Below are 25,876 nucleotides of genomic sequence, written 5' to 3'. Positions count from 1 at the left end.
CAAATTATTACAATAATTAAAAAGAGGGGTGACTATACACAACTTTAATGAGATTGGGTATATACCAGGATACTTCACATGCGACTTTTATGGAGATATTTTGTCCGCTGTTTTTTAGAAAACTTACCCTAGATAGCTATTACTTGTCTTTCTAAACCGGGGGAAAAAAATCATGTAGCCGAAAATCTCGTATTTTAAAGTGTCCTGGGTATATGATAGAAACATTGGATAATCTGCTGGAAGTACCTTAATTAGGTGAGTGAGAATGAATTTACGGGATTTGCAATATTTTGTGGTTCTGGCCGAGGTGATGCATTTTGGAGAGGCAGCAAAACGCTGTCATATCAGTCAACCTACCTTGAGCATGCAAATTAAGAAGTTGGAAGATGAATTAGGAATTTTGCTTTTCGAGCGCAATAACAAACAAGTTATGCTGACAGAAGGTGGTCGTACTGTTCTGGAGTGGGCGCAACAAATATTGACTAAAGTCTCTGAAATGAAAGAGATAGCACGCCAGGCGTCAGACCCCTTTGCGGGTGAACTGCATTTAGGGGTTATTCCTACGTTGGCACCTTATTTATTACCCCATGTCATGCCCGCCATCCAAAGTGCCTTTCCGAAGTTGCGAGTCTGGCTGATAGAAGAAAAAACATATCGTCTGGTTGATAAGTTAGCAAATGGACAACTAGGTGCAGCTCTCATGGCAATGCCTGTCTCTGAAGAGTTTTCCAGCCAAATACTTTTCGAAGAGCCTTTCTATTTTGCCTCCTCAAATAAAGTCAAGGAACGACCTAAGGATGAAATGCAACTTGGTGATTTAATAAATCAGCAATTGATGTTGTTGGAAGAGGGACATTGTTTACGTGAGCAGGCAATTGCAGTTTGTCGACTTGCCAAGGCAGAAGGAAGAGCGGATTTTACTGCCACGAGTTTAGAAACTTTACGTTTTATGGTTGAAGCGGGGCTTGGAGTGACTCTATTACCTGCGTTAGCGGTTTATGATAATAAACGAGGTTTGCAGTTAACCCCTTTTGCCAGGCCTGCTCCATCGCGTACGATTGCCTTGTATTGGCGACCTGGTACAGCAAAAATACGTTGTTTAAAAGCAATTGGGGAAATAATAAGCAGCAAGGCCAATGAATTATTGAAAGGTCTATCCTAACTGATGTACCTTAATTAATATGCCTGCTTGCGGATGGTCCAGATAATAAATGTCGCCCCCTTTAAGTCGCTGTTTCTGAGAAAAAACAAAGGCAGCATTATTGGCTGTAGAAAATAATAAATGCGTATCCAGTAAATAATAATTTGAGCGGCGAACTCTTATCGTGCCTTCCACATTCCATCCATCTCTGCTGAGCTTGGGTAATATTATGGCCTGTTGACTGTTAAAAGGTTGAAGCCAACTGTAGTGCATGAGGACATGAAATTGTGGTTTTCGATTTAAAGCCCAGTATTCCTGTCGTAATTTTGAAGCGGATGGAGGCAATAAATGATAAGGTGTAGTTGCCGAGTTAATTTCAGTTCGCAAAGGAATTCCATGCAGACTGCCGGGAGTAGTCGCATTAAAATCACCCAGCAGGGAAGACGCATTTTGATGGGTAAAAACGATTAAATCCACTTGATAAAGCGATGTTTTCTTTCCTTGAGCAAGGCATGAAAATAAAATCATGGCCACTAATATCACTATTCTACGCATGGGATTATTCTTATTTTTAAATTAAAAATTATGTTGAATCAGAATACTGATTATACACATGTCATTCTAATTCTGTCACGGTTGAAAAGTTTGTAGTAAACAATCAGGGCAAGATCATCCTATTTTGAATTAATTTCACACGATTATCTTGCACAAATTACCGTCATCCTGAGCAAAGCGAAGGATCCCCAGCAGATAAAATCCCGCTCTTTGAACGAAGATCTTCTTCGCTTTGCTCAGGGATGACGGCTTATTGCTTATAATTTAGATAGGATTTTGCCCTGATTAAACAATAGGATTGCTCTTAAGGCTATCTCTTTGTTACATTGAGAAATTTCATTCGGTGAAAAAGTAATATGGCTAATTTGGCCGAGATAAAAAATCTGAGTGTGGCATTTCAATCTGTAGAGCAAACAGTGACGGCAGTGGATAATGTGAGCTTTTCGCTTATACCCGGAGAGACACTGGCTATGTTAGGTGAATCCGGTTGTGGTAAGTCATTAACCTCACTTGCCCTCATGCGGCTATTACCACCTAATGCGGTCTATGGTAAAACAAGTGCGGTAATTGTTGGCGGTGAGGATATTCTTGATTTACCGGAATTCGTGATGCGCAGTCTGCGAGGTAAACGTTTGGCTATGGTATTTCAAGAACCAATGACTGCGTTAAATCCGGTGTTAACTATTGGGCAGCAATTAATTGAAGCCCTGCCTAAACCTCTTAAAGTAACTCGTGCGCAACTAAAAGAGCGTTTGGTTGCACTACTCAATGAGGTTGAAATTCCAAAGCCACATTTACGTTTAAGACAGTACCCGCATCAACTTTCTGGTGGTCAGAAACAACGAATTGTCATTGCCATGGCTTTGGCCAGTAATCCTGAAATTCTAATTGCTGATGAACCAACCACGGCTCTGGATGTGACTATTCAAGCCCAGATTTTAATCTTACTTAAAAGATTACAGCGCCAGTATAATATGAGCATGCTGCTAATCACCCATGACCTGGGCGTGGTAAAGGCTGCGGCCGATAGAGTGTGTGTCATGTATGCCGGACAGGTTGTTGAGCAAGCCTCGGTTGCTGAGTTTTTTACCCAGGTTAAGCACCCTTATTCACAACAATTGATGGCCTCTGTTCCTGATTTTAATAAACGAGGCCAGCGCCTGCAAACAATACCTGGTGCTGTGCCCACATTGGATGCTCTGCCACAGGGATGTCGATTTCATCCTCGCTGCGCGCATGCATTTTCTCCTTGTGCTCAGCTTGAGCCACGATTACAAGCCTTCGATGAGCGTACTGTCCGCTGTCACCTATATCCTGAATTAACAGAGCCGCCATCGTTGGAATTTCAAAAAAAAAATTGGGTGGCAAGGGATAGTGTAGAAAAAGAGCCTATACTTCGGGTAAAAAATTTGGAGGTTCATTTTTATATAAAAAAAGGATTATTTAAACAAAGCGAAGAAATTAAAGCAGTGGATGGTTTATCGCTAGAACTCTATCCAGGTAAAACGCTGGCTCTCGTTGGTGAATCGGGTTGTGGTAAAACAACTGCCAGTCGTGCATTGCTTAAACTACAACCTGTTAGTGGTGGAGAGATTATTTATCGAGGGGAAAATGTTAACGATTTTCGCGGGAAGCGATTGCGCAATTATCGAAAAAAGGTACAAATTATCTTTCAGGACCCATTCTCATCAATGAATCCGCGGATGACGGTTGCAGAAATTTTAGCGGAAGGAATGCTGGCTCAGGGAGCGTCTGCGAACTTTATTAAGAAAAGACAGAAAATCCTGTTAGAACAAGTTAATTTACCACGAAATAGTTTGTATCGTTATCCTCATCAATTTTCAGGAGGACAACGACAACGAATCTGTATTGCCAGAGCTTTGGCAACTGATCCGGAATTACTTATTTGTGATGAACCAACCAGTGCTCTGGATATTTCTGTACAAGCACAAATTTTAAATTTATTAAAAGAGTTGCAGCAAGAAACAGGACTGACGTACTTATTTATCACTCACAACATGGCTGTTGTAGCTTATATAGCTGATGAAGTACTGGTGATGCGTCATGGGCAAGTGGTTGAGCAGGGCACTTGTGAGGAAATTTTCAAATCCCCCAAGCATGCTTATACCCAACAGTTGTTATCCAGTGTTTTAGAAGTTTAACGAAGTAGCTACTGAACTCCGCAGTCAAGCCAGCATTGTCAGGGAAAAATCATACTTTACCTCAATGATAAACAACAAGACGTTATCTTGAGCAAAGGGAAGCATCCCTCAATATGGAGCGGTTTTACTTGCAGAAGATCCTTCATGCGGCTTTGCCGCATTGTGGATGACGAGATGTAAATAGACAAAAGACTCCGACCCACGTCATCCTGAAAGCGACATCGTCGCTTGAAGGATCTTTTCATTCAGAGACAGAGAGTTAGAAGGATTACTTCTTTTCAATAACAGCTTTTAAAGACCGATTGGACTCCTCTAACGCCTCATTAACTTTGGAAATTACCTCATAATTTGTACGAAAAAATCGGCTGGAATGCCCTTTGGGTTTAACAGGTTTGGCGAGTGTCATTGCTTCTTCATTGGTTATTTCTGCTGCTTTTAAATAGGTTTTAATGGAGTGGCGCAAAGTTCTATCTAATGCGGATATGATTTCATAATAATTAGTTGATTCGTCAATGGGTTTGGCGAAGTCGCTGGTGAGTTGTTCGGTAACGGTGCGCAACTGATGTATTTTATTTTGCACAATCTGACATTTTTCATGACTTAAGCCATATTTTTTTTCTAATTTATTGCTTGTGTTAATAAAAGCTCTCTCTAGATTTACTGCTGCTGCGATGATCATTTGTTGTTTTTTTTGAAAAAGCTCATAGACCCCGGCAATATGTTCATTACTATTAAATTTTCTAATATAGTCAGTATTGTAATTTCTGATGGGCTTAAAAGTATGTTTAGAGGGATTAAAATCTTCTATACAATTAATATTATCGTCCAGATCCTTGTCATATTTCTGATAGTAATTTTTTGTTCGAGAAAGGTACTCTGAAGCAGGATATACTTCATTAGACCAAGGATCACAAATATAAGCATTCTGACCCCAGGTCTCTGGTTTTTCCGGATCGCTGCCCTTTAGTCTTCCGACCACAAGTAACACATGATTTCCGCCTAATAGTTGAAAGACTTCTGCATCTACATGAGGAGCATAATGAGCAATGTAATCTAAAGCCAACTCAGCCAGCTCATTACAATTCCCAATGGAGTATTTTTTACTGCATTCAATGGATTGATAGAATTCATAAATATAGTAATCAAATTCCAGCCGTGAGCTGACAATTTCCTGGGATTTTTCCCTTATGGCTTTTGCTGCGTGACTCAGACTTTCTTTCTTTTCGATAGGGTAAAAATTATTAACAAGTTGAGTCGCACCTTCTATTATAAATTCTCTTGCATATTTATTTGCGAGGTGAGCGGCCTCCTTATTGGAGTAAGGGACAATAGCTTTGGGTAATTTCATAGTGATGTTAATTGCTCAATTTAAATTCAATTATAGCCAAAGAAGCTTAAAAATTTTACTGATTAATGCATCTCTGTGAAAAAGCAGGAGATGATTGATTAAAAGGCAATATAAGAGGCTCTTTCTTGGAATAGTTGTAGGCCTTTACAATAGATTAAAAAGAATAAATACTACCAATGGATAACAGATTCTGTTTATCTCATCTTCATCTGTATATCCATCTGATGTTGCAGAATTGTGGAATAAACCTTTTGATTAAGGATAATCGAATGTCACTATTTAAAAGATTAAGTGCAGAGTTTTTAGGTACATTTTGGTTGGTTTTTGGTGGTTGTGGTTGTGCGGTATTAGCAGCAACATTTCCTGAGGTAGGCGTGGGATTTTTGGGCGTAGCCTTCGCTTTCGGTCTTACTGTACTGACTATGGTGTACGCTTTTGGGCATATTTCTGGCGGACATTTGAATCCTGCTGTTTCTGCGGGGCTATGGGCTAGTGGTCGTTTTAGTTTTGCGGATACCATCTCTTATATCATTGTTCAAGTCTTAGGCGGTATTGTTGCTGCTGTAATCCTTTATTTTATTGCAAGTGGTAAAGGGGGTTTTGATTTAGGAAATTTTGCCAGTAATGGTTATGGTGAGCATTCTCCGGGAGGCTATTCCATGCTTGCCTGTTTCATCATGGAATTATTAATGACATTTATGTTTTTAATAATTATTCTCGGTGTAACTGACATAGGTGCTCCTCTTGGATTTGCTCCTCTAACTATCGGCTTGGCTTTAACCCTCATTCATTTAATTAGCATTCCGGTTACCAATACCTCGGTAAATCCTGCCCGAAGTACAGGTCCCGCGCTTATTGTTGGGGATTGGGCTATAGCGCAACTATGGATGTTTTGGCTCGCTCCTCTAGCAGGAGGCATTCTTGCCGGAGTAGTCTATCGCTTGTTTAATTTTAAGCAATCCATCGTGCCAGACACAAAATAAGAACTGTCGACTAGAAGTTTTTTCTTCTAGTCGACATTCCAGCCTTAATTATTTATTAAATGCTTGAAGCAATTATTGAAGTCGTCTAGTAATAAATTTATTTAACTCTGCTAATAAAACCAGTTCAGCCTCATCACTTTGTCGTGCTTTATATTCGACTACATTTTGTTCTAAATTTCGCTCACTGATTACCAAACGATGCGGTATGCCAATGAGATCACTATCTGCAAATAATACTCCTGGTCGTTCATTACGATCATCCAGAAGCACATCGATGCCTTGCTTGCTAAATTGCTGATATAAAGATTCGGCTGTTTCTTTAACGAGGGCAGAACGATGCCCATTAATAGGAATAATTACCAATTCGAAGGGAGCAATACGTTGTGGCCATATGATTCCCTTTTCATCATGATGTTGTTCAATGGCAGCAGCCACTACACGAGTTATTCCCAAACCATAACAACCCATAATCATAGTTTGTAATTGACCTTGTTCATTAATCACAGCAGCATTCATGGCTTTGGCATATTTGTTACCCAGCTGGAAAACATGGCCCACTTCAATCCCTCGACAAGCATGTAATTTACCTTTTCCATCAGGACTTGGATCACCTTCTTTTACATTCCTTAGATCATAAGCATCCTGATAAGTGGCATCTCGTCCCCAGGCTGCATGAAGATAATGTTTATCAGCTTCATTTGCTCCACAAACAAAAGAAATCATAGCCAGAGCATGATGATCCACAATAACAGGAATATCTAAACCTATAGGACCAAGAGACCCCACAGGTGCTTTTAGTTTTTGAACAATAATTTGATCGTCAACAAATTGGAGAGGGCTTTTTACCAGAGGATGTTTCGCTGCTTTAACTTCATTTAACTCATCATTACCACGTAAAACTAATGCAACAAGAGGATGTTCTTCACCAGCTACAATTAATGTTTTAATGGTGTCTGCAGGATTAACTTTTAAAAAGTTGGCCACTTCAATAATGGTTTTCTGCCCAGGTGTATTGACGAGAGTCAGAGTTTCTGCAGGAAGTGAATTTGCTTTTTCTGGAAGTAGAGAGGTGGCCTGCTCAACGTTAGCTGCATAATTACTTTCATCGCTATAGAAAATTATATCTTCTCCTGAATCTGCCAAAACTTGAAATTCATGCGAAGCTGAACCACCGATGGCTCCCGTATCTGCCTCTACAGCACGATAGCGCAATCCTAAGCGGTCAAAAATACGACAGTAGGCCTGATACATTGCATCGTATGTTTCTTGAAGTGATTCCTGGCTTAGGTGAAAAGAGTAAGCATCTTTCATGATAAATTCACGTGCGCGCATGACACCAAAGCGGGGACGAATTTCATCACGAAATTTGGTTTGAATTTGATAAAAATTAGCAGGCAGTTGCTTATAAGATTGCAATTCATTACGCATGAGATCAGTAATAACCTCTTCATGTGTAGGCCCAAAACAGTAATCACGACCATTACTGTCTTGCATTGTTAACAACTGGCCACCAAACGTGTCCCAGCGACCTGTTTCTTGCCATAATTCAGCAGGTTGTACTGCAGGCATAAGCACTTCCATCGCGTAAGTACGATTCATTTCTTCGCGGACAATTTGCTCAACCTTTCGTAATACTTTAAGTCCAAGTGGTAACCACGTGTAAAGACCTGAGCCGAGTTTGCGAATCATCCCGGCTCTCAGCATCAATTGATGAGAAACAATTTCTGCATCATTGGGGGTTTCTTTGAGAGTAGCTAATAACCATTGCGATGTGCGCATGCTTGCTCCTGCTAATACAAAAGCAAATATTATATACTGGAATCCCAGCATGACAATTAAAATTGAATTTATGATCTCACTCAAGTTTTTCATACGCAGGATTTGGATATAGAATGAATACCCTTTCCCTTATCCAAACATTTTGTAAAGTGGTGCAATGTCGCAGTTTCACCGCCGCTGCGAAACAATTAAATGTTTCTCCGGCAGCAGTCAGCAAACAAATTAATTTATTAGAATCAGAGCTGGGTGCTATGTTACTTGAACGTACAACTCGTAAAGTTTCATTGACTTCGGTGGGTGAGGCTTATTACCAAGAGGTGCAAGCTGTTTTACAAGCCTTAGAGCAAGCAAAAACAGTAGTTATTGCTTCACAGGCGGAGCCAAAAGGAATTTTACGCGTGAAAAGTTCACGCTTTTTTGCTGAAGCAGTCATTTTGCCGCGAATGCCTGCTTTAACTGCTCAGTACCCTCAACTTATTTTAGATTTGCAAATTGCTGAGGAAGTTCCTCACTTACTGGAAGAAGATCTCGATATTGTTTTCGGCATGTCCATGCAAGTAGCTTCCAACTCTGTCCAGAAAAAAATCACGACAACCCGTTACGTATTCTGTGCTTCGCCGCAGTACCTCGAGCAGCACAAGTATCCACGAACATTTGCTGATTTAGAGCACCATGCCTATCTCACTCATAGTATGCGCTTGCCGAATGATCGTTGGGTTTTTCCATCAGGCGAGACAATTCAGTTACATCCTTCCATGTACTTGAATGATGCAGCTGCTCTAGCTAATTGTGCGAAACGTGGATTAGGTATAGTTGCTTTACATCATTATCAAGTAGCAGATCATTTAGAGCGCGGAGAGTTAATAGAACTATTTGCTGATAAAATGCCTGTTATCCCTGTTTTTCTTTTTTATCATCCCGCGCGATTTTTGCAACCTAAGATTCATATTTGAATAGAGGCGATGACTAGGGAGTTGCCAGCTTTTATGTGAGATAATTAAGTCACTGGAGTGACTTAATTATCTTTATTGTTAGCTATATGGGTAATGGGATTTTTTCAGCTTCTTCCAGAACTTTCTTAGTTTTTTCTCGTAAGAAGTTAGTAACCTTATTTTTTCCTTCGGGAGTAAGAGAAAAGTCATCAAAGTTTACTTTTCCAGTTGAGACATCATAAATTGCACCAATGATACCAATTTTCTCCTGATTAATCATTTGTCTGATTATTTCACTCTCTTCGTAAATTTGGCGCAAGGTATTGGTTACGTTCAATTCAGTAACGTGTTTCACGAATTGAGTATTTTTGCTGGTACGGTCTGTCCTGGTCTCAGTCTCCGCGTGAACAGCTGGCTGAATTTTTTCCAATAATTGGGTGATATGTCCTTTTTGTACACCATCACAAGCAGCCTGAATGGCGCCACAACGAGTATGACCCAAGACAACAATTAACTTTGCGCCTACCACATTACAAGCATACTCAATACTTGCAAGTACATCATTATTCACTACATTGCCTGCTACTCGAACACAGAATAGATCACCAAAGCTCATATCAAAAATGGTTTCGACAGGAACGCGCGAATCAATACAACCCAAAACTACAGCCATGGGATGTTGAGTCTCAGCGGTATGTTGAATGTCTATTTTAGAGCTTCTATGAATTCTCTGATCGTGTAAGAAGCGTTGATTTCCTTCACGTAGTAAACTTAATACCTGATGCGGTTTTAAGGTAGCTAATACATCGTAGGTGGTGACATTGATGAAATCGATGTAGTTGTGAATATTATATTGCTCTTGAAATCCTATTAGATTAAGAGCAATTTGCTTTAAGGGTGCCTGCTCTTCTTTAAATTCTTTAAGCAGTTCAATAATTTCCTTATCAATATAATCTGAATAGCGGGCATCAATAATTAATTGAGAGTTTTTCGGAATAGAATCAAGTTCAGCGACTAATGAGGCTTTATTTAAAAAAGTTATCTGTTGAGGAAGAATCAGACGATTAGTGATGCCATTAGGATAAATTTCTTTCACAATATCCAGACGAGCCTTGCTGTTGGATTTTAAGATGTAAAAGAGACTAATGGCTAAGCCTATGAGAATACCGGCTAATAAGTTAAAAATCACAATGCTTATCACAGTCGCAACAAAAGGAATAAATCGATCCATTCCTTGGTTATAAATACTTTTATAAATTGATGGTTTCGTTAACTTATAACCTGTAAAGATTAGAATAACTGCCAGAGAAGACAAGGGTATTTTATTAAGCCAATTTGAAATCAGCAAAACAGCAAAGAGGATAAAGATTCCATGCAATATCGCAGATACTTTGGTTTTGTTGCCCGATTGAATGTTCACCGAGGTGCGAACAATAACAGAAGTAACAGGAATTCCACCTATAAGTCCCGCGGCTAGATTACCACAACCCTGAGCAATTAGTTCTCTGTCCTTTGAACAATGGCGACGTTTCTTATCTAGTTTTTCACTTGCTTTAACATTAAGCAAACTTTCCAAAGAAGCTACCGTCGCCATTATAAATCCGTATAAATATACTTTTGGATTAGTCCACGCTTGCCAATTAGGAAGAATGAATTGGTTTAAAAAACCGCTAAAACCATTATGGTCTGGAATATTTACCAATTGGGGATTATTTTGGGCGAAGGGGGAATTAAAAAAGGTGAACACTTCGTTGATTAGTATTCCTGCTATTACCACGACAATAGGAGCAGGAATATTTTGGGTCCATTTGTTTTTTACTTTGTCCCCATAGATCAGAATGGCAAAAGAAATCAGTGATATAATTGCTGCCCCTTCATTGATATGATAGGTCAAGTCGTACAGTGGATTAAAATTTAGACCTTCTGTTGTTTCTAGAAGGTGGGCTTTTAATTCTTTCAAATCAGATGAAAAGGTAAACGCCAAGGGTAATTGTTTAATGATGAGTAAGACGCCAATAGCACATAGCAAGCCTTGTACAACATTGGAAGGGACGTAATCAGCTACAAAACCTGCACGTAGACTGCCCACTATAATTTGTAAAATACCGGCTAAAACCAGAGCCAGTAGAAAAGTTTCGAAGCTCCCTAACTGAGCAATTGCTGCGAGTACTACGGCTGCCATACCTGCAGCAGGACCACTGACGCTGACCTGGGATCCGCTGATTGCTCCAACAACAATGCCGCCTATAATCCCACTTAAAATACCCGAAAATAAGGGGGCTCCGGAAGCTAGAGCAATCCCTAAACATAAGGGAATCGCTACTAGAAAAACTACAATAGCTGCAACGAAGTCAAATTTAAAAGCACGTTGCTTATAGATACGAAACTTACGCAAATTTGTATTTAATGCTGCACTCATGATTCTTATATCCTGATTTGACCAACATAATACTAACGCAGTTTGTTTATTTTGTGAACCTTTTTCTTTACAAAAAAGAAAAACTTCTTAACATAGTTAAAAAAGTATCATTTTAATAGGTAAAAATTAATTTGTCATTATTCAAATTTAAATGATCCGCTCAAATACTGCGTGTCCCAAAGAAACTGAAACCTGAATGATGGTTTTGTAAGATTAGTCAGTTAGTGGTTCTTTATTGTTCTTCTTCCAAAGGCTGTAATTCATCATTAGAAAGAATAGTTTCTCTAGGAGCTAACAAAGGGCTTATTAATTGTTCTTCCAGGTTTTTAAATTGCCAAAGATCCTGGTCCATGAGTTGGCTTGGCTTAATGCTTTGCAGGGCATGAAGGATATTACTGGGAATTTTGGGATTTTCTTCAGCTAATTGATCTATCAATTTGGCAACCCTTTTGCGCATTAAATTTTCCTGAGAGCCACATAAGTTGCAAGGTATAATAGGATAGGCTTGTTCTTGGGCAAAATTGATAATATCCTTTTCCTGAACATAGCAAAGAGGGCGGATGACAATATGTTTTTTGTTATCACTCAGTAACTTAGGCGGCATAGAACGTATATCGCCGTTATAAAGTATAGACATCATTAAAGTGCGAATTAAATCATCACGGTGATGACCTAGAGCAATTTTGGTAAATCCATGTTCTTCAGCGTAACGATAGATTATCCCTCTGCGCAGTCTTGAACATAATGAGCAATAGGTTTTGCCTTCAGGAATTTTCTCTTTAACAATACTGTAGGTATCGCGTGTCAGAATCTCATGAGGAATGTTTCGTTCACTTAGCCATTGACGCAGCTTACTATCATCCCAACCGGGCTGTGCTTGATCCAAAGTAAAAGCAAAAATGTCAAACTTGTTATTTGAGCGACGCCGTAACGTGTGTAAAAGTGTAAGTAAGGTAAATGAATCCTTTCCCCCAGACAAACAAACCATAACCCGATCGCCTCGTTGAATCATATTAAAATCGGCAATGGCTTTACCTGTGTAATGTAAGAGCTTTTTTTCAACAAATGAAGGAGTAGCGGACATAAAAGAACAACCTGGAACTAAAAGTGTAAAAGTGTAAGTTTATCGCAAAATGCAGCGAATTGACTATAAAATCTGTTTCTAGACTTGTTTTTAAATCCAAAAATTCCAAAATAAGACATAGCAATTTTAATTCTTGTCATTACGAGTATCTGCTGGGTTTGAGACGACAGCAGCTTTAACCGCAGATTTTTTAAAGGGTCCTGTGGTTGCTGGTTTGGCAACGGTTACTTTAACTTTTTTAACGTTGATTTTACGTGGTACTGGGCATGGAAAGGCATTGATTCGCGTTGTTTCCAACCAAGCATTTACTTCTTCTAGATCATTGACGTTTAAAGTACCCGCAAGGTATTTTAAATTTAATAGGGCGTTAATCAAATTATATTGATCACGAGCTAATTGTTCCTGGGCTTCAAACAGACGTCGTTGTGCATTGACAACATCAACCATGGTACGGGTACCCACTTGAAATTGAGCCTCGGTACTCTCTAAAGAATTTTGTTGAGAAACAATAGTTTGTCTATCGGCTTTGACCTTACTAATCCCATCAATAATAGTGTTGAAAGCAATACGGCTATTCACGACGACATCACGGTAGGTTTGCTCCAATTGTTGACTGGACGTTTGAAAATCAAATTGAGCTTGCCTGGTTTGGGATTGAACTAATCCACCTTGGAAAACGGGGAAATTTAGTGCAATAGCAACACTCGCTGAACCCTGTTTTGAGGGAATGAAAAAGGATGTGCTCGACGAATGATTGTGCGTCTGAGCTGCATTTCCTTGAATAGCCAGAGTTGGCCAACCACCTGCTGCCTGAACTTTGATTTTTTCCCGTGCAGCTTCCAGACTATATTTGGAGGCAAAAAGTCTATAGTTTTGCAATAATCCAGTATTTACCCACTCATCCACATTATCAGGTTCAGGTTTAATTAACGGAATAGTACTGTTGCGAAGGGGCGCTAGGTTTTCATAAATATGATTGGTTAATTTGCGTAGATCTTCATTACGATTAATTTGATTATTTCTCGCTGAAATAACCTCAGCAACGGATTGATCATAAGCTGCTTTTGCTTCATAAACGGAAGTAATCGCATCCAAACCGACTTTAAAGCGCTGTTCTGCTTGTTCAAACTGGCGTCTGTTAGCGCGTAATTTTGCTTCTGCGAAATTAAGCGTATCTCTAGCCAAAAGCACATCAAAATAAGCTTTAGCTGTACGTAAGATTAAATCCTGAGCCGCATCATTAAACGTAGCTTGTGCCGCTTTAACCGATGCTTTGGCTTGTTGAACCTGTGCCCAGGCTTGATAATTGAAAATAGCCTGAGAGGTGGTAACTTGCCATTGGTTGCTGTTATAAGTTGCTTCAACACTTCCCCCGCCCGCGCTGACATTTTCAACATTTCGAGCCGCTTGAGTATTGACTGTTAACTGCGGATATAATGCTGCACGAGCTTGTGGAATAGCTTCTGTATTGGACATGTAGGTGCTGTAGGCTTGCTTAAATGTAGGATCATTTTCCAATGCCTGTTGATAAATATCCATTAAATCCGTAGCATGGGACAAGGAAGATAAACCAACAGTTAACATCAAGCATAACAGCGTTTTTTTCATACGAGCTTGTCCTAGAAAACAAATTCTTTCGGTTTCAATTTATCAATTAAAGGAGGTAGATTAGTTTCAAAAAGTATTTTTGTATGCCATTTATTCTCATGATCCAGGCTGTGTAATTGACCTTGCATCACCGGTTCTTTACCTATAATGGCAAATAATCTTCCCCCTGATAGCAGCTGCAGACGATGTGTTTCCTGCAGATTTTCCAGAGAACCGGTGAATACCATCACATCATAAGGTGCCTGTTCCAGCCATCCTCTGGAGGCATCGCCCGTGATTAATTCAACATTGGTACAGTGGTGTTCATGTAATTTCCGTCGAGCTTGATGGGTGAAATCCGAAAAATAATCAATACTGATGACTTTTTTACTAAGTTGACTCAATAGCGCAGTTAAAAACCCTGTACCGGTACCTACTTCCAAAACTACTTCATCTTTTTTAAGGGCCAAGGCTTGTAACAGTTTGCCTTCCTCCAAGGGTGTCATCATTCGTTGTCCGTGTTCTAGCGGAATTTGTAGGTCTGAATAGGCAAAATGCTGCAGATGATTAGGCACAAAATCATGGCGTGGAAATTTCTCGTATAGGGAAAGAATAGTTTCATCAAGAACCTCGCCAGTGCGAAGCTGCTGCTTGACCATATTAATTCGTGCAGTTTGACTAGTCATTGGGAGTTCACCGTTACTTTGATATCTAGGTTAAAACGTTGCGGGCATTTTAGCAAGAATTGATAAAAGGTGCGATTCCTTAACAAGCGATAAAGCAATTTTTTATAATACTTGATTGACTAATCTTAAATATTATAAGGAGTTGCAGGATTTCATAGTGGTGTTGTGTAAAATTTGTTATTATTTGCCGCCTATTTATTACAGGAGATTGATGTGGTTGAGCGATTTACTGAATTTTTGCAGTCTGAAATAGATACACTCAAAAAAGAAGGGTTATATAAAGGAGAGCGTGTCATAACTAGTCAGCAGCAGGCTGCAGTGACAGTAAAAGAGGGAAAAGTTATTAACCTATGTGCAAACAACTATCTGGGGCTTGCCAATCATCCTGCCTTAATCGCTGAAGGACAAAAAGCACTGGAGCAATACGGCTATGGCATGGCTTCTGTGCGATTTATCTGTGGTACTCAAACACCTCATAAGGAATTGGAAAGAAAAATAAGTCAATTTTTAAGTATGGAAGACACTATTCTTTATTCTTCCTGCTTTGATGCAAATACAGGTTTGTTTGAAACTTTACTGGGCCCTGAAGATGCGATTATTAGTGATGCCTTAAATCATGCGAGTATCATTGATGGTGTTCGCTTGTGCAAGGCAGCTCGTTTTCGCTATGCGAATAATGACATGAAGGATTTGGAGGAGCAGCTTAAGGCTGCCAAAGAGGCTCGTTTTCGTTTAATTGCAACAGACGGTGTGTTTTCCATGGATGGGATTATTGCGAATTTACCAGCCATTTGCGAGTTGGCAGAACGCTATGATGCCATGGTAATGGTTGATGATTCTCATGCAGTTGGTTTCATGGGTGAAACAGGACGAGGAACACCGGAATATTGTGGTGTTGCAGACAGAATTGACATTATTACCGGAACGCTTGGTAAGGCATTGGGTGGTGCTTCTGGGGGCTATACTGCAGCAAATGCAACCATCGTCGATTGGCTTCGACAACGCTCAAGACCCTATCTTTTCTCAAATACATTGGCACCTGTGATTGCTCAAAGCTCAATAGCTGTTCTTGATTTATTACAACTTAGTAATGAACTGGCACAAAAATTAAAGCGCAATAGCCAATACTTCAGAAACGGTATGAGTGAACTTGGTTTTGATTTAATTCCAGGTGAACATCCCATTATTCCCGTCATGCTGGGGAATGCCGCACTTGCTGGAAAAATGGCTGCTCGACTTCTTGAGAAAGGCATTTATGTTGTAGGATTTTCTTATCCAGTAGTGCCTAAAGGTAAGGCTCGCATTCGTACGCAAATGTCTGCAGCTCATGAACTGGAACATTTGGATAAAGCATTGGAAGCGTTTGCAAAAGTAGGTAAAGAGCTTGGTGTTATTAGTTAATTTAACAGGCCCTGGAGCGCCAAATGATTTAAATGTGTACAATGTTCTCTGCCTCGACCTTCTGTGGCTTGTCCACAGAATCCAGCGGTGTTACAAGATTTATGGATCCCGCGGACAAGCCTCGGGGACGTAGGAATCGTTTAAAATCAGCAAATCGAAATTATTCGGCGCCCTAGCCTAAGTAGTAATTTTTAGAGGAAAATGCATGAAATCCTTAGTAAAAGCAAAACGTGAACCAGGAATATGGATGCAAGATGTTCCCGTACCGGAATATGGGGTAAATGACGTACTGATTAAAATTCACAAAACGGCCATTTGCGGTACAGATATTCATATTTATTCCTGGGACGAATGGGCTCAGGCTACAATACCGGTACCAATGACTGTAGGTCATGAATTTTATGGTGAAATTGTTGAAATTGGTCGGGAAGTTCAGGGCTTAAAAGTAGGGCAACGTGTGTCGGGAGAAGGGCATATTACTTGTGGTATGTGTCGCAACTGCCGCGCTGGCAAGCGTCATCTTTGTCGTAATACCCAGGGTGTTGGTGTCAATCGTCCTGGCTGTTTTGCCGAATATTTATCCTTGCCAGCCACCAACGTACTGGTTTTACCCGATAATATTTCAGGCGACCAAGCCTCCATTCTTGATCCATTCGGCAATGCAACTCACTGTGCTTTAGCGTTCGATATGGTAGGAGAAGATGTATTAATAACAGGTGCAGGTCCTATTGGCATCATGGCAGTTGCTATTGCCCGTCATGTGGGTGCGCGTCATGTGGTCATTACAGATGTCAATGAATATCGATTGGAATTGGCTCAGAAAATGGGGGCTACCAAAGCGGTTAATGTAAAATATCACTCGATAAAAGAGATAATGAATGAGTTAGGGATGCAGGAAGGTTTTGATGTAGGTTTGGAAATGTCCGGAAATTCGATGGCTTTGAATGATATGGTCAAGGCAATGAACCACGGAGGCCACATTGCAATGCTTGGGATTCCCCCACAAGAAACATCTATTGACTGGAATCAGGTGATTTTTAAAGGTTTGGTGATTAAAGGTATTTATGGTCGCGAAATGTTTGAGACCTGGTATAAAATGATAGCCATGTTACAAAGTGGTTTAAATCTGGAGCCAGTAATTACTCATCATTTCCGGGTAGAGGATTACCAACATGCTTTTAAGATGATGGCTTCTGGTCAATCAGGAAAAGTGATTCTGGATTGGATTTAATCCTTGTAGGAATCATAGTCTTTGATAGGAAATATAGTCGCAGACTTATCAAAGACTCTCTCAGAGAGAGATTATCCTCTTGAGAAATGTAATAGTTTGGTTTACTGTCTGCGCCTGCCTTTATAGATGGAGCATTCTATGTCGTCGCAATATATTTTTACCATGAATAGGGTGAGTAAAGTCGTTGATAATCAACGCTTTATTCTAAAAGATATCTCATTAAGTTTTTTTCCAGGCGCTAAAATTGGTGTTTTGGGGTTAAACGGTTCGGGTAAGTCAACACTATTGCGTATTATGGCAGGCGTTGATACACAGTATGACGGTGAAGCGCGTCCTCAACCAGGGATTAAAATCGGTTATTTGGCACAAGAGCCGCAACTGGATTTAACAAAGACCGTGCGAGAAGTGGTAGAAGAAGGCGTTGCTGAAATTAAGGCAAAGCTTGCGGAGTTTGATGAAATCAGCATGCGCTTCGCTGAACCTATGAGTGATGATGAAATGAATGCATTGCTGGCCAGGCAAGGTGAGTTGCAAAATGATATCGAAGCCTGTGGTGGCTGGGAACTTGATCGCAAATTAGACGTTGCTGCTGATGCACTCCGATTACCTGACTGGAATGCTGTAATAAGTCAACTTTCTGGAGGAGAGCGTCGACGGGTGGCATTATGTCGCTTACTGTTATCCAATCCAGATATGCTCCTGCTTGATGAGCCTACTAATCATCTTGATGCAGAAAGTGTGGCTTGGCTTGAGCGTTACCTCGAGGATTTTCCAGGCACTGTGGTTGCAATTACTCATGATCGCTATTTCCTTGACAATGCTGCAGAGTGGATTTTGGAACTGGATCGAGGTGAAGGTATTCCCTATAAGGGTAATTACACCTCATGGCTGGAGCAGAAAGAAGCTCGTCTGACCATGGAAGATAAACAACAAGCAGCCCATCAGCGTGCTATTAAGGCTGAACTAGAATGGGTACGTACTTCCCCGAAAGGTCGCCACGCTAAAAATAAAGCAAGACTTGCCCGTTTTGAAGAAATGAATTCAAAAGAATTCCAAAAGCGTAATGAAACCAATGAACTTTATATTCCCCCTGGCGAACGCCTAGGAGATTTGGTCATTGAAGCGACGCATTTGCGTAAATCGTTTGGTGATCGTGTATTAATTGATGATTTAAGTTTTCAATTACCCAAAGGGGGAATTCTTGGAATTATCGGGCCTAACGGAGCAGGTAAATCTACTTTTCTAAAAATGATTACTGGTCAGGAAGAACCTGATGGTGGCGAAATTCGTATTGGAGAAACTGTGAATTTAGCGTATGTCGATCAGATGCGAGATCATCTTGATGATAATAAAACCGTCTGGCAAGAAATTTCCGATGGTCATGATATTATGCAAGTTGGCGCTTTCCAAATGCCTTCACGTGCTTATGTGGGTCGTTTTAATTTCAAAGGGGGCGACCAGCAAAAGAAAATGTCACAATTATCCGGCGGAGAGCGAAATCGCGTCCATTTAGCCAAGCTGCTAAAGCGTGGAGCAAATGTCATTCTCCTTGACGAGCCAAGCAATGATTTGGATGTGGAAACCTTGCGAGCACTGGAAGAAGCGTTGTTGAATTTTCCAGGTTGTGCAATTGTTATTTCGCATGATCGCTGGTTCCTTGATCGCATCTGTACTCATTTAATGGCATTTGAAGGAGACTCACAAGTTGTTTTCATTGAGGGCAACTATACCGATTATGAGATTGATAGAAAACGACGTTTGGGGGATGCAGCGGATAAACCGTCACGTATTAAATATCGTCGTTTAGAGGCATAAACATAAACTGTGGCAGGGTTTTACCTATCACATTCTAAGTTATTCATAACTAAAGAGAGAATAATCTACCATGAAGAAGTTGTTGTTGTGGGTTGGCTTACTGTGTCTTGGATTGGCAGGCTGCATGCCCTATTGCGATGAGTCTTGTTATATCACCGATGATGTAGGAATGGTTCATCGCACTATTCATTACACAGAAGATAAGCGAGGTCGTGACTACTTCCCTGTAAAAGCTCCTGCTACCGGTAAAAAACAGTTTATTTTTGATCCAAAAGCGTATGCCTGGGCAGCTTATGATGCAGAGGGTAATCGAGTAATGACTGGTAGTGCTTCTGGTGGTAAGGACGTTTGTGATGAAAATCAAAACCAATCCTGTCGCACTGTTACCGGTACTTTCCACGTTTATCATAAGCGAGGTATTGATTGTCGTTCAGGTGAATATCCTGTCGAGACTACAGGAGGGGCTAAAATGCCTTATTGCATGTATTTCTTCCAAGGGTATACCATTCACGCAGGCTATGAAGTACCTATGGCCAATACCAGTCACGGTTGCGTACGGGTTTTCCCAAGTGCTGCCAAATGGCTAAACGAGCAATTTATAACAGTTGGTACCCAAGTAACCGTACTTCCCTATGCTGATGAAGATAAAGTTAGCTAATAATAGAGGTTGAACATCTGCCGAATCATCTAACAATGAGCCCCTCATTCCTACATACTGCGGCTTGCCCGCAGTATCCATAAGATGCCAGTTCTGGCTTTGAGCTTTGGCTACCGCGAATAGGAGTTTGCAATTTTATTACTTGCGAATAAAAGGTCTGAAGTACTCCTTTACATGAAACAAATCTCTTATTAAAAGTGATAGCCAGTAGATGCCTTTTTTGATAACATTTGGATCATTTTTTAATTAAAAAGAATAAAAATATTCAATTTGAGGTGTTAAAATGATAGAAGAAATCGCAGAAGTTGCAGACATTACAAAAGATCTTTCTATAAAAAAAGCAGTAAAAATAGCTAATCCCCCTTCGTTAAAAGAACTTGCCTACGAAACAATCAAGAGAGAAAAACCTTCTTTATTTTTTAGTTTGCAGGATATGGAAGTTCCCGCAGAAATTAAGAATAATCCTGTAGAAGCATTTATAGCGGATAAAATTAAGCAAGCGGAAAAAAATTATTCATTAAAAGTAGAGGAACGTAAGAAAACGGTAGAAGCTGTAAAAAAAGAACTTATTACAGATCGTTGTTTTGTTAAATCAGTGGCTTTTATGGGTGGTTTATTGGTTACTGGTCTTTATTTAGGCATAACTATACCTGTTTTGAAGGCAGTGGATGCTGATGCAGAAGCCAGGGCTACTTGTTATGCACTAACTATTGTGAGCTTTATAGTAGGAAATTGTGTCGGGATGTGTTTTGCTGGCAAAACTGCTAAAGCGTTAGCAGAATGTACCACTCCCAAAGTAGCTCAAGAGGTTGCTGTAGATTTAGAAGAAATAGCCACCGAGTATCAATCAATGCGTCGATAATTTTTATTTAACGAAAAACTGTGCCTGAATAAGACATCCATTAATAAGATAGTCTTGATGAAGTAATAGCACCTCATTAATGTTGCAGGAATAAGTGGGTTAGGGCAGCTACTACTTCAGACTATAACCTCATAACGTGAAGTTGTTCTGCGTTAATGGCTGATTTATCCAATTATTTTTCTATTAATCCAATCAAGAAGATAACAAGATTAGCGCGCAACCTTCTTTGATAGTCATAATTAAAGTATTTTATTTTTTTATATCAGCTTAAAGTAGATAGTAAAAAATACATTAAAATATATTTATAAGCTGTGAGTCTATTTAAAAGCGAGATTCATAGCCTACTGTCTATATTGTGAGTTTATTCGTCTACAGTTGAATGGTATAATATGGAATCAACAAACAATGTGAAGATTTGAGGCCGCTTGCGACGAGATGACTATTTTTCTTCGCGTAATTTTGCAGCTTCTTTAAGCGCTTCTCTAACTTTTTATACCCTTGTTTCTTTTTCCATGACAAAGGATAGGGTTTTTATAATATTCAAACATGATTGCAAACGATTGCTAATCATTGCTTTGACAGTATCTACGTTTGCTTTATTGATAGGCACTTATATTTTTGTAGGGACGTCAAGCGATCAGAGAAAGGAGTCATAATGAGTAATAATGGATTTCTTAGACGCTCTATTAACAGGCTAGAGCGAGCTGCTTCCTATATAGATATTGATCCGGATGTAATTGAAAAATTAAGACATCCTAAAGCTTGCTTACAAGTCAGTATACCTATTCGGCTAGACAATGGTGAATTAAAAATATTCCAGGGATTCCGTGTTCATTATGAAACCGCGCGGGGCCCTGGAAAAGGTGGTATCCGTTATCATCCCTTAGTGAATATGGAGGAAGTGCAAGCACTAGCCTTATTGATGAGCTTAAAATGTGCCGTTGCAGGGCTTCCTTTTGGTGGTAGTAAAGGCGGAATCAATGTATCAGCTACCGATTTAAACCCAAGGGAGTTAGAGCGATTAACCCGTAAGTACATTGAACTCATTGCCGATTTTATTGGAACTGATCGAGATATTCCTGGCCCGGATCTTTACACCACTCCACGTATCATGAGTTGGATGATGGATGAGTTTTCAAGAATTGTCCGCCAACATAGTCCAGCAATTGTCACAGGTAAACCAATTCCATTAAATGGAAGCCAAGGACGGGACACTGCAACCGGCCGCGGAGCTTATTACTGCATTAAAGAAATAGAAAAGAAACGTAACTGGTCTGCCAAGGACATGACAGTTGCTATACAGGGTTTCGGCAATGCAGCTCAGCCTGTAGCGGAATTGCTGTATCAAGATGGTTATAAAATCATTGCCGTAAGTGAAGCAGACGGCGGAATTTATATGCAGGATGGTATTAATATTCCTGAGTTGATGCATAAGAAAAAACACATGAAATCGGTACATGACGTGTATTGTAAGAAATCCGTTTGTGAGCTTCAGGGAGGTAAAAGTATCTCTAATGAGGCCTTGTTGACTCTGGATGTGGACATTTTGATTCCAGCTGCCATAGAAGATCAAATTACGAAAGAGAATGCAGATAAGATTAAAGCGAATATGATCGTTGAAATTGCGAATGGCCCAATCACATTAGAAGCAGATAAGATTTTGAATAAAAAAAATATTTTGATTATACCGGATATTCTTGCCAATGTGGGTGGAGTTATTGTCAGTTATTTTGAATGGATTCAGAATAAATCCGGTGATTATTGGGATCTTGATACCATTCATAAACGGCTAAAAGATAAGATTATCAAAGAGTTTAATACTATTTATCAATTAACAAAAAAACACAATACAGACATGAGAAATGCTGCTCATATTCATGCCTTAACACGCTACTATAATGCCTTAGCGTGCGAGGATTCTTATTTAGATATTTCACAAAAAGATCAACCCAATTAGTAAGCTACCAGTTGTGTATCTTAAAGACAGTATCTACGCTTGCTGCGGTGTATGTGTATTAACAGCTATAATTTCCTTCCTATGCTCTGTAGCAATAAACTGATTATTCCAAATCTTTCTTTATGAAGAGAAGTTAATGAAGGAAGCGCGCTTAAGTCCATAACTTTTCAAATGCAGTGCGAACTGACGAAGCCTCTCAAGACCGGAGGCTTCTGCTTGTTTGCACCATTGACGTAAGCTGTCAATTAACTGATCTTGTGAGGAGGAAGTCTTTAACCATATATTCTGTAGTGATTGCCGATAACTATGAATTAGTTGAATAGTATGATATTGACTCAACAAAAAATGTAGAGTTGAGGTTGCTTGCGAAGATAACAACTTTTCTTCACGTTGTAATAATTTTGAAGCTTCTTTAAGCGCACGTTTCTCTATACCCTTGTTTCTTTTTTCATGACGAAGAATGGGTTTTGTAACGAGCTTATAGTATTCAGACATAACTTGAAAACGATGACTAATTACTGCTTTTACAGTATCTAGATCTACACAGGTTTTTTCTTTGTTAAAAATAAGTTGTGGGGGTAATTTTTTTACTTGAGCAAGCCCTAATAAAGATAAACATTTGATGTAAAACCATCCCAAATCGATTTCCCACCACTTCATGGAGAATTTTGCCGAAGAAGCGAATGCATGGTGGTTATTGTGCAACTCCTCCCCACCAATAAATAATCCCCAGGGAAAGACATTCGTGGATGCGTCTGAACATTCAAAATTTCGATACCCTCTATAATGTCCAATTCCGTTAATGACTCCGGCGGAGAGCGGGATCCACATCATCTGGATTGCCCAAATGGTGATACCAATACTACCGAAGATTAGAAGATCGAGCAAAAACATAAGAAGGATGCCCATCTTATTATGCGGAGTATACAATTTACGCTCAATTAAATCATCCGGTGTTCCATGAGAATATTTTTGAATCAACTCTTTGTCTTTAGACATTTCCCGATATAACTCGGGCACTTGCCAAAAGACTTTTTTTATCCCAAAGAGTTTAGGACTATGCGGATCGCCCTCTATATCAGTGGTCGCGTGGTGTTTGCGATGAATTGCTACCCATTCAGCTGTGACCATACCAGTAGTGAGCCACAACCAAAAACGAAAGAAATGACTAACAACGGGATGTAATTTTAAAGCTCGGTGTGTTTGACAGCGGTGCAAATAGACAGTTACTGAGGCAATGGTGATTTGCGTAAGAATTAGACATGCCAAGACATAAGACCACCATGAAAAATCTAAGAGACCAAACATAAAAATGCTCCAATGAGGGGACTCAATTGAACGGTTATGTGCCCCGAAAATATACCGTTATGGAAGAAAGGTGAAAGCGTGTGCCTTAAGGATAGCACCAATCTCAAATATCTAAAGTATCTAATCCAAATATTTCTTATATTTATTGATAGAAAGAAAAAATTCAATGTTTATTGATTTTTTGCTAAAGGCTTGCAGAGAACCTCACGTGAAAGAGCAATATACCACTTTTGAATTCATCTAGTTGAAGTATATAACAAAAGACTATCGCGAAGTGCCGAATTTGCTTCACTTATGTTTAACTTAACTAAGCTACAACGATAATATCCAATACATGCTTACTTATTATACATTGACATATCGGAAAATTCCGATATATTTAGATAGGTATGAACATTTTACTCGTTTTAAAAGCGCTCTCTAACGAGAACCGCCTTAAAATTCTTGAATGGCTAAAAGAGCCCGCCAAATACTTCACTTCGTCACACTGTGATGTCAGTACAGAAGGCGTTTGTGTGGGTTTGATTGAGCAAAAAATAGGGTTATCTCAATCAACCGTTTCGCAATATCTGTTGCAGCTTCATCAGGCGGGATTAATCCTCATGGAGCGTCGCGGACAATGGACTTATTGTAAATTGAACAAGCCTTTTATTAGTGAATTTTTAATTCAATTGCAAAAGATACTGTAAAAATTTTTGCATGTATTAATCGGAAATTTGCGATATGTAGATTTCAGGTACTAAAGGAGAATTGCTATGACACAGCTTGACTTACTTTTAACTCCGTTTCAATTAAGCGAAACCCTGCGCTTAAAAAATAAGATTGTTATGGCGCCTATGACTCGCAATATGGCTCATGATGATCTGAGTCCAACTGCACTTATGGCGGAATATTACGCGAGAAGGGCAGATGCAGGTTTAATTATTTCTGAAGGAACAATCATCAGTGAAGACGCTAAAGGATACAGTAATGTGCCGGGTATTTTTACCCAAGAACAAATTGATGGCTGGAAAAGGATAACTGATTCTGTTCATGCTAATAAAGGACATATTTTTTCACAAATCTGGCATGTGGGTAGGGTGTCTCACCCTCATTTTTTAAAGGGCGCGTTACCTATCTCGGCTTCAGAAACGGTAATGACTGGTCGAATATCAAGAAAGGAAGGTTTAACTTACGGGCGATCACGCGCGGCTACTTTAGATGAAATTAAAGAAAAAATTGAAAGTTACGCCATAGCAGCAAGAAACGCGATTGCAGCAGGATTTGATGGAGTTGAGATTCATGGGGCTAATGGATATCTGATCGATCAGTTTTTACATTATTGCACGAACCACAGAACAGATTCTTATGGTGAAACCCCTGAAAACATGGCGCGTTTTGCTCTAGAGGTAGTTAAGGCTTGTGGTGATACAATTGGATATCAAAAAGTAGGTATTCGGTTATCACCTGGTGCTTATCTTAATGAAATCGTTGGTGATAAACGGGACGCGCAAGTATTTCAGTATCTTCTAGAGAAATTAAATCAACTACCAATCGCATATGTTCATACAGGTAACTTTAACGATAAAGTGATTTTCGAATCGTTAAATCAACAAACAATGACTGACTTTATGCGCACCTATTTTGAAGGAGTACTCATTGCCACAGGGAGTTATGATTTTCAAGAAGGGGAGGAAAAAATTAAGAATGAAGAATTTGATTTGTTAGGAATTGGTAGACCATTTATCGCAAATCCTAATTTAATTCGGAAATTACAAAATAATGAAACAATAACTCCATATGATGCATCCATGCTAACTACTTTGTTCTGAAAAATACATTTTACTAAGTTGGACGGCCTACGCCATTCCGCTAAAACATGAGCATAGTGGTATCTTGGACAATACAACAGAAATTATTGTATTAGGGTATTAGCCAGAATCATCCGTAAATGCAACACAAGCTTCATTAGACTTAATTATCGGTACC

General features: G+C 39.6%; 20 protein-coding genes. 12 read left to right on the top strand and 8 right to left on the bottom strand.

Going from position 1 to position 25,876, the window contains the following annotated elements:
- Positions 1-265: 265 nt before the first annotated feature.
- Positions 266-1,162, top strand: coding sequence for a LysR substrate-binding domain-containing protein (locus clem_RS10750; RefSeq protein WP_094091559.1), 897 nt, complete (start codon positions 266-268; stop codon positions 1,160-1,162).
- Here clem_RS10750 and clem_RS10745 read toward each other — a convergent pair.
- The gene (locus tag clem_RS10745; protein WP_094091558.1) at positions 1,154-1,696 is read right to left on the bottom strand and encodes a CsiV family protein; all 543 of its coding nucleotides are present in this window, start codon (positions 1,694-1,696) and stop codon (positions 1,154-1,156) included. The genes clem_RS10750 and clem_RS10745 overlap by 9 nt on opposite strands.
- A gap of 356 nt (positions 1,697-2,052) precedes the next feature.
- Between clem_RS10745 and clem_RS10740 the strand changes: the two genes are divergently transcribed.
- Complete coding sequence (locus clem_RS10740; RefSeq protein ID WP_094091557.1) at positions 2,053-3,858, top strand: ABC transporter ATP-binding protein; 1,806 nt, start codon at positions 2,053-2,055, stop codon at positions 3,856-3,858.
- Positions 3,859-4,126: 268 nt separating this feature from the next.
- Here the strand turns inward: clem_RS10740 and clem_RS10735 are convergent, their stop codons facing one another.
- Positions 4,127-5,206, bottom strand: coding sequence for a hypothetical protein (locus clem_RS10735; protein WP_094091556.1), 1,080 nt, complete (start codon positions 5,204-5,206; stop codon positions 4,127-4,129).
- Positions 5,207-5,475: 269 nt separating this feature from the next.
- Between clem_RS10735 and aqpZ the strand changes: the two genes are divergently transcribed.
- Positions 5,476-6,189 (top strand): aquaporin Z, encoded by a 714-nt coding sequence (aqpZ, locus tag clem_RS10730; protein ID WP_094091555.1) that lies wholly within the window; start codon positions 5,476-5,478, stop codon positions 6,187-6,189.
- 72 nt (positions 6,190-6,261) lie between these two features.
- On the opposite strand, the gene clem_RS10725 is transcribed toward aqpZ, so the two are convergent.
- Positions 6,262-7,968, bottom strand: coding sequence for a proline--tRNA ligase (locus tag clem_RS10725; protein ID WP_094091554.1), 1,707 nt, complete (start codon positions 7,966-7,968; stop codon positions 6,262-6,264).
- A gap of 113 nt (positions 7,969-8,081) precedes the next feature.
- Between clem_RS10725 and clem_RS10720 the strand changes: the two genes are divergently transcribed.
- On the top strand, positions 8,082-8,921 hold the full coding sequence (locus tag clem_RS10720; RefSeq protein ID WP_094091553.1) for a LysR family transcriptional regulator: 840 nt from the start codon (positions 8,082-8,084) through the stop codon (positions 8,919-8,921).
- 82 nt (positions 8,922-9,003) lie between these two features.
- Here the strand turns inward: clem_RS10720 and clem_RS10715 are convergent, their stop codons facing one another.
- The 4 genes from clem_RS10715 to clem_RS10700 form a co-directional block, all read right to left on the bottom strand.
- A complete protein-coding gene (locus tag clem_RS10715) occupies positions 9,004-11,319 on the bottom strand; it encodes a bifunctional SulP family inorganic anion transporter/carbonic anhydrase (protein WP_094091552.1) in 2,316 nt (771 codons plus the stop codon).
- A 232-nt stretch (positions 11,320-11,551) separates the two neighbouring features.
- Positions 11,552-12,403 (bottom strand): tRNA 2-thiocytidine(32) synthetase TtcA, encoded by an 852-nt coding sequence (gene ttcA, locus clem_RS10710; protein WP_094091551.1) that lies wholly within the window; start codon positions 12,401-12,403, stop codon positions 11,552-11,554.
- Positions 12,404-12,529: 126 nt separating this feature from the next.
- Positions 12,530-14,011, bottom strand: a complete 1,482-nt coding sequence (locus clem_RS10705) for a TolC family outer membrane protein (RefSeq protein ID WP_094091550.1) — start codon at positions 14,009-14,011, stop codon at positions 12,530-12,532.
- 11 nt (positions 14,012-14,022) lie between these two features.
- Positions 14,023-14,676 (bottom strand): protein-L-isoaspartate O-methyltransferase family protein, encoded by a 654-nt coding sequence (locus clem_RS10700; protein WP_094091549.1) that lies wholly within the window; start codon positions 14,674-14,676, stop codon positions 14,023-14,025.
- Positions 14,677-14,889: 213 nt separating this feature from the next.
- Between clem_RS10700 and clem_RS10695 the strand changes: the two genes are divergently transcribed.
- The 6 genes from clem_RS10695 to clem_RS10670 all read left to right on the top strand — a co-directional run bounded on the left by clem_RS10695 (position 14,890) and on the right by clem_RS10670 (position 22,600).
- Positions 14,890-16,077: a glycine C-acetyltransferase gene (locus tag clem_RS10695; protein WP_094092338.1), complete on the top strand. Its 1,188-nt coding sequence runs from the start codon at positions 14,890-14,892 to the stop codon at positions 16,075-16,077.
- Between the two features lie 205 nt (positions 16,078-16,282).
- Complete coding sequence (gene tdh / locus clem_RS10690) at positions 16,283-17,308, top strand: L-threonine 3-dehydrogenase (protein ID WP_094091548.1); 1,026 nt, start codon at positions 16,283-16,285, stop codon at positions 17,306-17,308.
- A 138-nt stretch (positions 17,309-17,446) separates the two neighbouring features.
- Positions 17,447-19,123 (top strand): energy-dependent translational throttle protein EttA, encoded by a 1,677-nt coding sequence (gene ettA / locus clem_RS10685; RefSeq protein WP_094091547.1) that lies wholly within the window; start codon positions 17,447-17,449, stop codon positions 19,121-19,123.
- A gap of 70 nt (positions 19,124-19,193) precedes the next feature.
- Positions 19,194-19,781 carry a L,D-transpeptidase gene (locus tag clem_RS10680; RefSeq protein WP_094091546.1) on the top strand — a complete coding sequence of 196 codons (588 nt, stop codon included), beginning with the start codon at positions 19,194-19,196 and terminating at the stop codon, positions 19,779-19,781.
- A 283-nt stretch (positions 19,782-20,064) separates the two neighbouring features.
- Positions 20,065-20,643 carry a hypothetical protein gene (locus clem_RS10675; protein WP_094091545.1) on the top strand — a complete coding sequence of 193 codons (579 nt, stop codon included), beginning with the start codon at positions 20,065-20,067 and terminating at the stop codon, positions 20,641-20,643.
- A gap of 655 nt (positions 20,644-21,298) precedes the next feature.
- On the top strand, positions 21,299-22,600 hold the full coding sequence (locus clem_RS10670) for a Glu/Leu/Phe/Val family dehydrogenase (RefSeq protein ID WP_094091544.1): 1,302 nt from the start codon (positions 21,299-21,301) through the stop codon (positions 22,598-22,600).
- A gap of 120 nt (positions 22,601-22,720) precedes the next feature.
- Here clem_RS10670 and clem_RS10665 read toward each other — a convergent pair whose 3' ends face one another.
- Entirely contained in the window at positions 22,721-23,908 is a 1,188-nt protein-coding gene (locus clem_RS10665) for a DesA family fatty acid desaturase (RefSeq protein ID WP_094091543.1), read from the bottom strand.
- A 389-nt stretch (positions 23,909-24,297) separates the two neighbouring features.
- On the opposite strand from clem_RS10665, the gene clem_RS10660 reads away from it, so the two are divergent.
- Together clem_RS10660 and clem_RS10655 are read left to right on the top strand one after the other, a co-directional pair.
- Complete coding sequence (locus clem_RS10660) at positions 24,298-24,597, top strand: ArsR/SmtB family transcription factor (RefSeq protein WP_094091542.1); 300 nt, start codon at positions 24,298-24,300, stop codon at positions 24,595-24,597.
- 66 nt (positions 24,598-24,663) lie between these two features.
- Complete coding sequence (locus tag clem_RS10655; protein WP_094091541.1) at positions 24,664-25,719, top strand: alkene reductase; 1,056 nt, start codon at positions 24,664-24,666, stop codon at positions 25,717-25,719.
- Positions 25,720-25,876: the final 157 nt, after the last annotated feature.

The sequence above is a fragment of the Legionella clemsonensis genome (assembly GCF_002240035.1).
GTDB classification, from domain to species: Bacteria; Pseudomonadota; Gammaproteobacteria; order Legionellales; family Legionellaceae; genus Tatlockia; species Tatlockia clemsonensis.
This window is presented reverse-complemented; position numbering and strand designations above follow the sequence as displayed.

Bases quoted from the DNA above. Each gene is read 5' to 3' on its own strand.
- clem_RS10750 (WP_094091559.1), top strand. From the start codon at position 266: ATGAATTTACGGGATTTGCAATATTTTGTGGTTCTGGCCGAGGTGATG.
- clem_RS10745 (WP_094091558.1), bottom strand. From the start codon at position 1,696: ATGCGTAGAATAGTGATATTAGTGGCCATGATTTTATTTTCATGCCTT.
- clem_RS10740 (WP_094091557.1), top strand. From the start codon at position 2,053: ATGGCTAATTTGGCCGAGATAAAAAATCTGAGTGTGGCATTTCAATCT.
- clem_RS10735 (WP_094091556.1), bottom strand. From the start codon at position 5,206: ATGAAATTACCCAAAGCTATTGTCCCTTACTCCAATAAGGAGGCCGCT.
- aqpZ (WP_094091555.1), top strand. From the start codon at position 5,476: ATGTCACTATTTAAAAGATTAAGTGCAGAGTTTTTAGGTACATTTTGG.
- clem_RS10725 (WP_094091554.1), bottom strand. From the start codon at position 7,968: ATGCGCACATCGCAATGGTTATTAGCTACTCTCAAAGAAACCCCCAAT.
- clem_RS10720 (WP_094091553.1), top strand. From the start codon at position 8,082: ATGAATACCCTTTCCCTTATCCAAACATTTTGTAAAGTGGTGCAATGT.
- clem_RS10715 (WP_094091552.1), bottom strand. From the start codon at position 11,319: ATGAGTGCAGCATTAAATACAAATTTGCGTAAGTTTCGTATCTATAAG.
- ttcA (WP_094091551.1), bottom strand. From the start codon at position 12,403: ATGTCCGCTACTCCTTCATTTGTTGAAAAAAAGCTCTTACATTACACA.
- clem_RS10705 (WP_094091550.1), bottom strand. From the start codon at position 14,011: ATGAAAAAAACGCTGTTATGCTTGATGTTAACTGTTGGTTTATCTTCC.
- clem_RS10700 (WP_094091549.1), bottom strand. From the start codon at position 14,676: ATGACTAGTCAAACTGCACGAATTAATATGGTCAAGCAGCAGCTTCGC.
- tdh (WP_094091548.1), top strand. From the start codon at position 16,283: ATGAAATCCTTAGTAAAAGCAAAACGTGAACCAGGAATATGGATGCAA.
- ettA (WP_094091547.1), top strand. From the start codon at position 17,447: ATGTCGTCGCAATATATTTTTACCATGAATAGGGTGAGTAAAGTCGTT.
- clem_RS10680 (WP_094091546.1), top strand. From the start codon at position 19,194: ATGAAGAAGTTGTTGTTGTGGGTTGGCTTACTGTGTCTTGGATTGGCA.
- clem_RS10675 (WP_094091545.1), top strand. From the start codon at position 20,065: ATGATAGAAGAAATCGCAGAAGTTGCAGACATTACAAAAGATCTTTCT.
- clem_RS10670 (WP_094091544.1), top strand. From the start codon at position 21,299: ATGAGTAATAATGGATTTCTTAGACGCTCTATTAACAGGCTAGAGCGA.
- clem_RS10665 (WP_094091543.1), bottom strand. From the start codon at position 23,908: ATGTTTGGTCTCTTAGATTTTTCATGGTGGTCTTATGTCTTGGCATGT.
- clem_RS10660 (WP_094091542.1), top strand. From the start codon at position 24,298: ATGAACATTTTACTCGTTTTAAAAGCGCTCTCTAACGAGAACCGCCTT.
- clem_RS10655 (WP_094091541.1), top strand. From the start codon at position 24,664: ATGACACAGCTTGACTTACTTTTAACTCCGTTTCAATTAAGCGAAACC.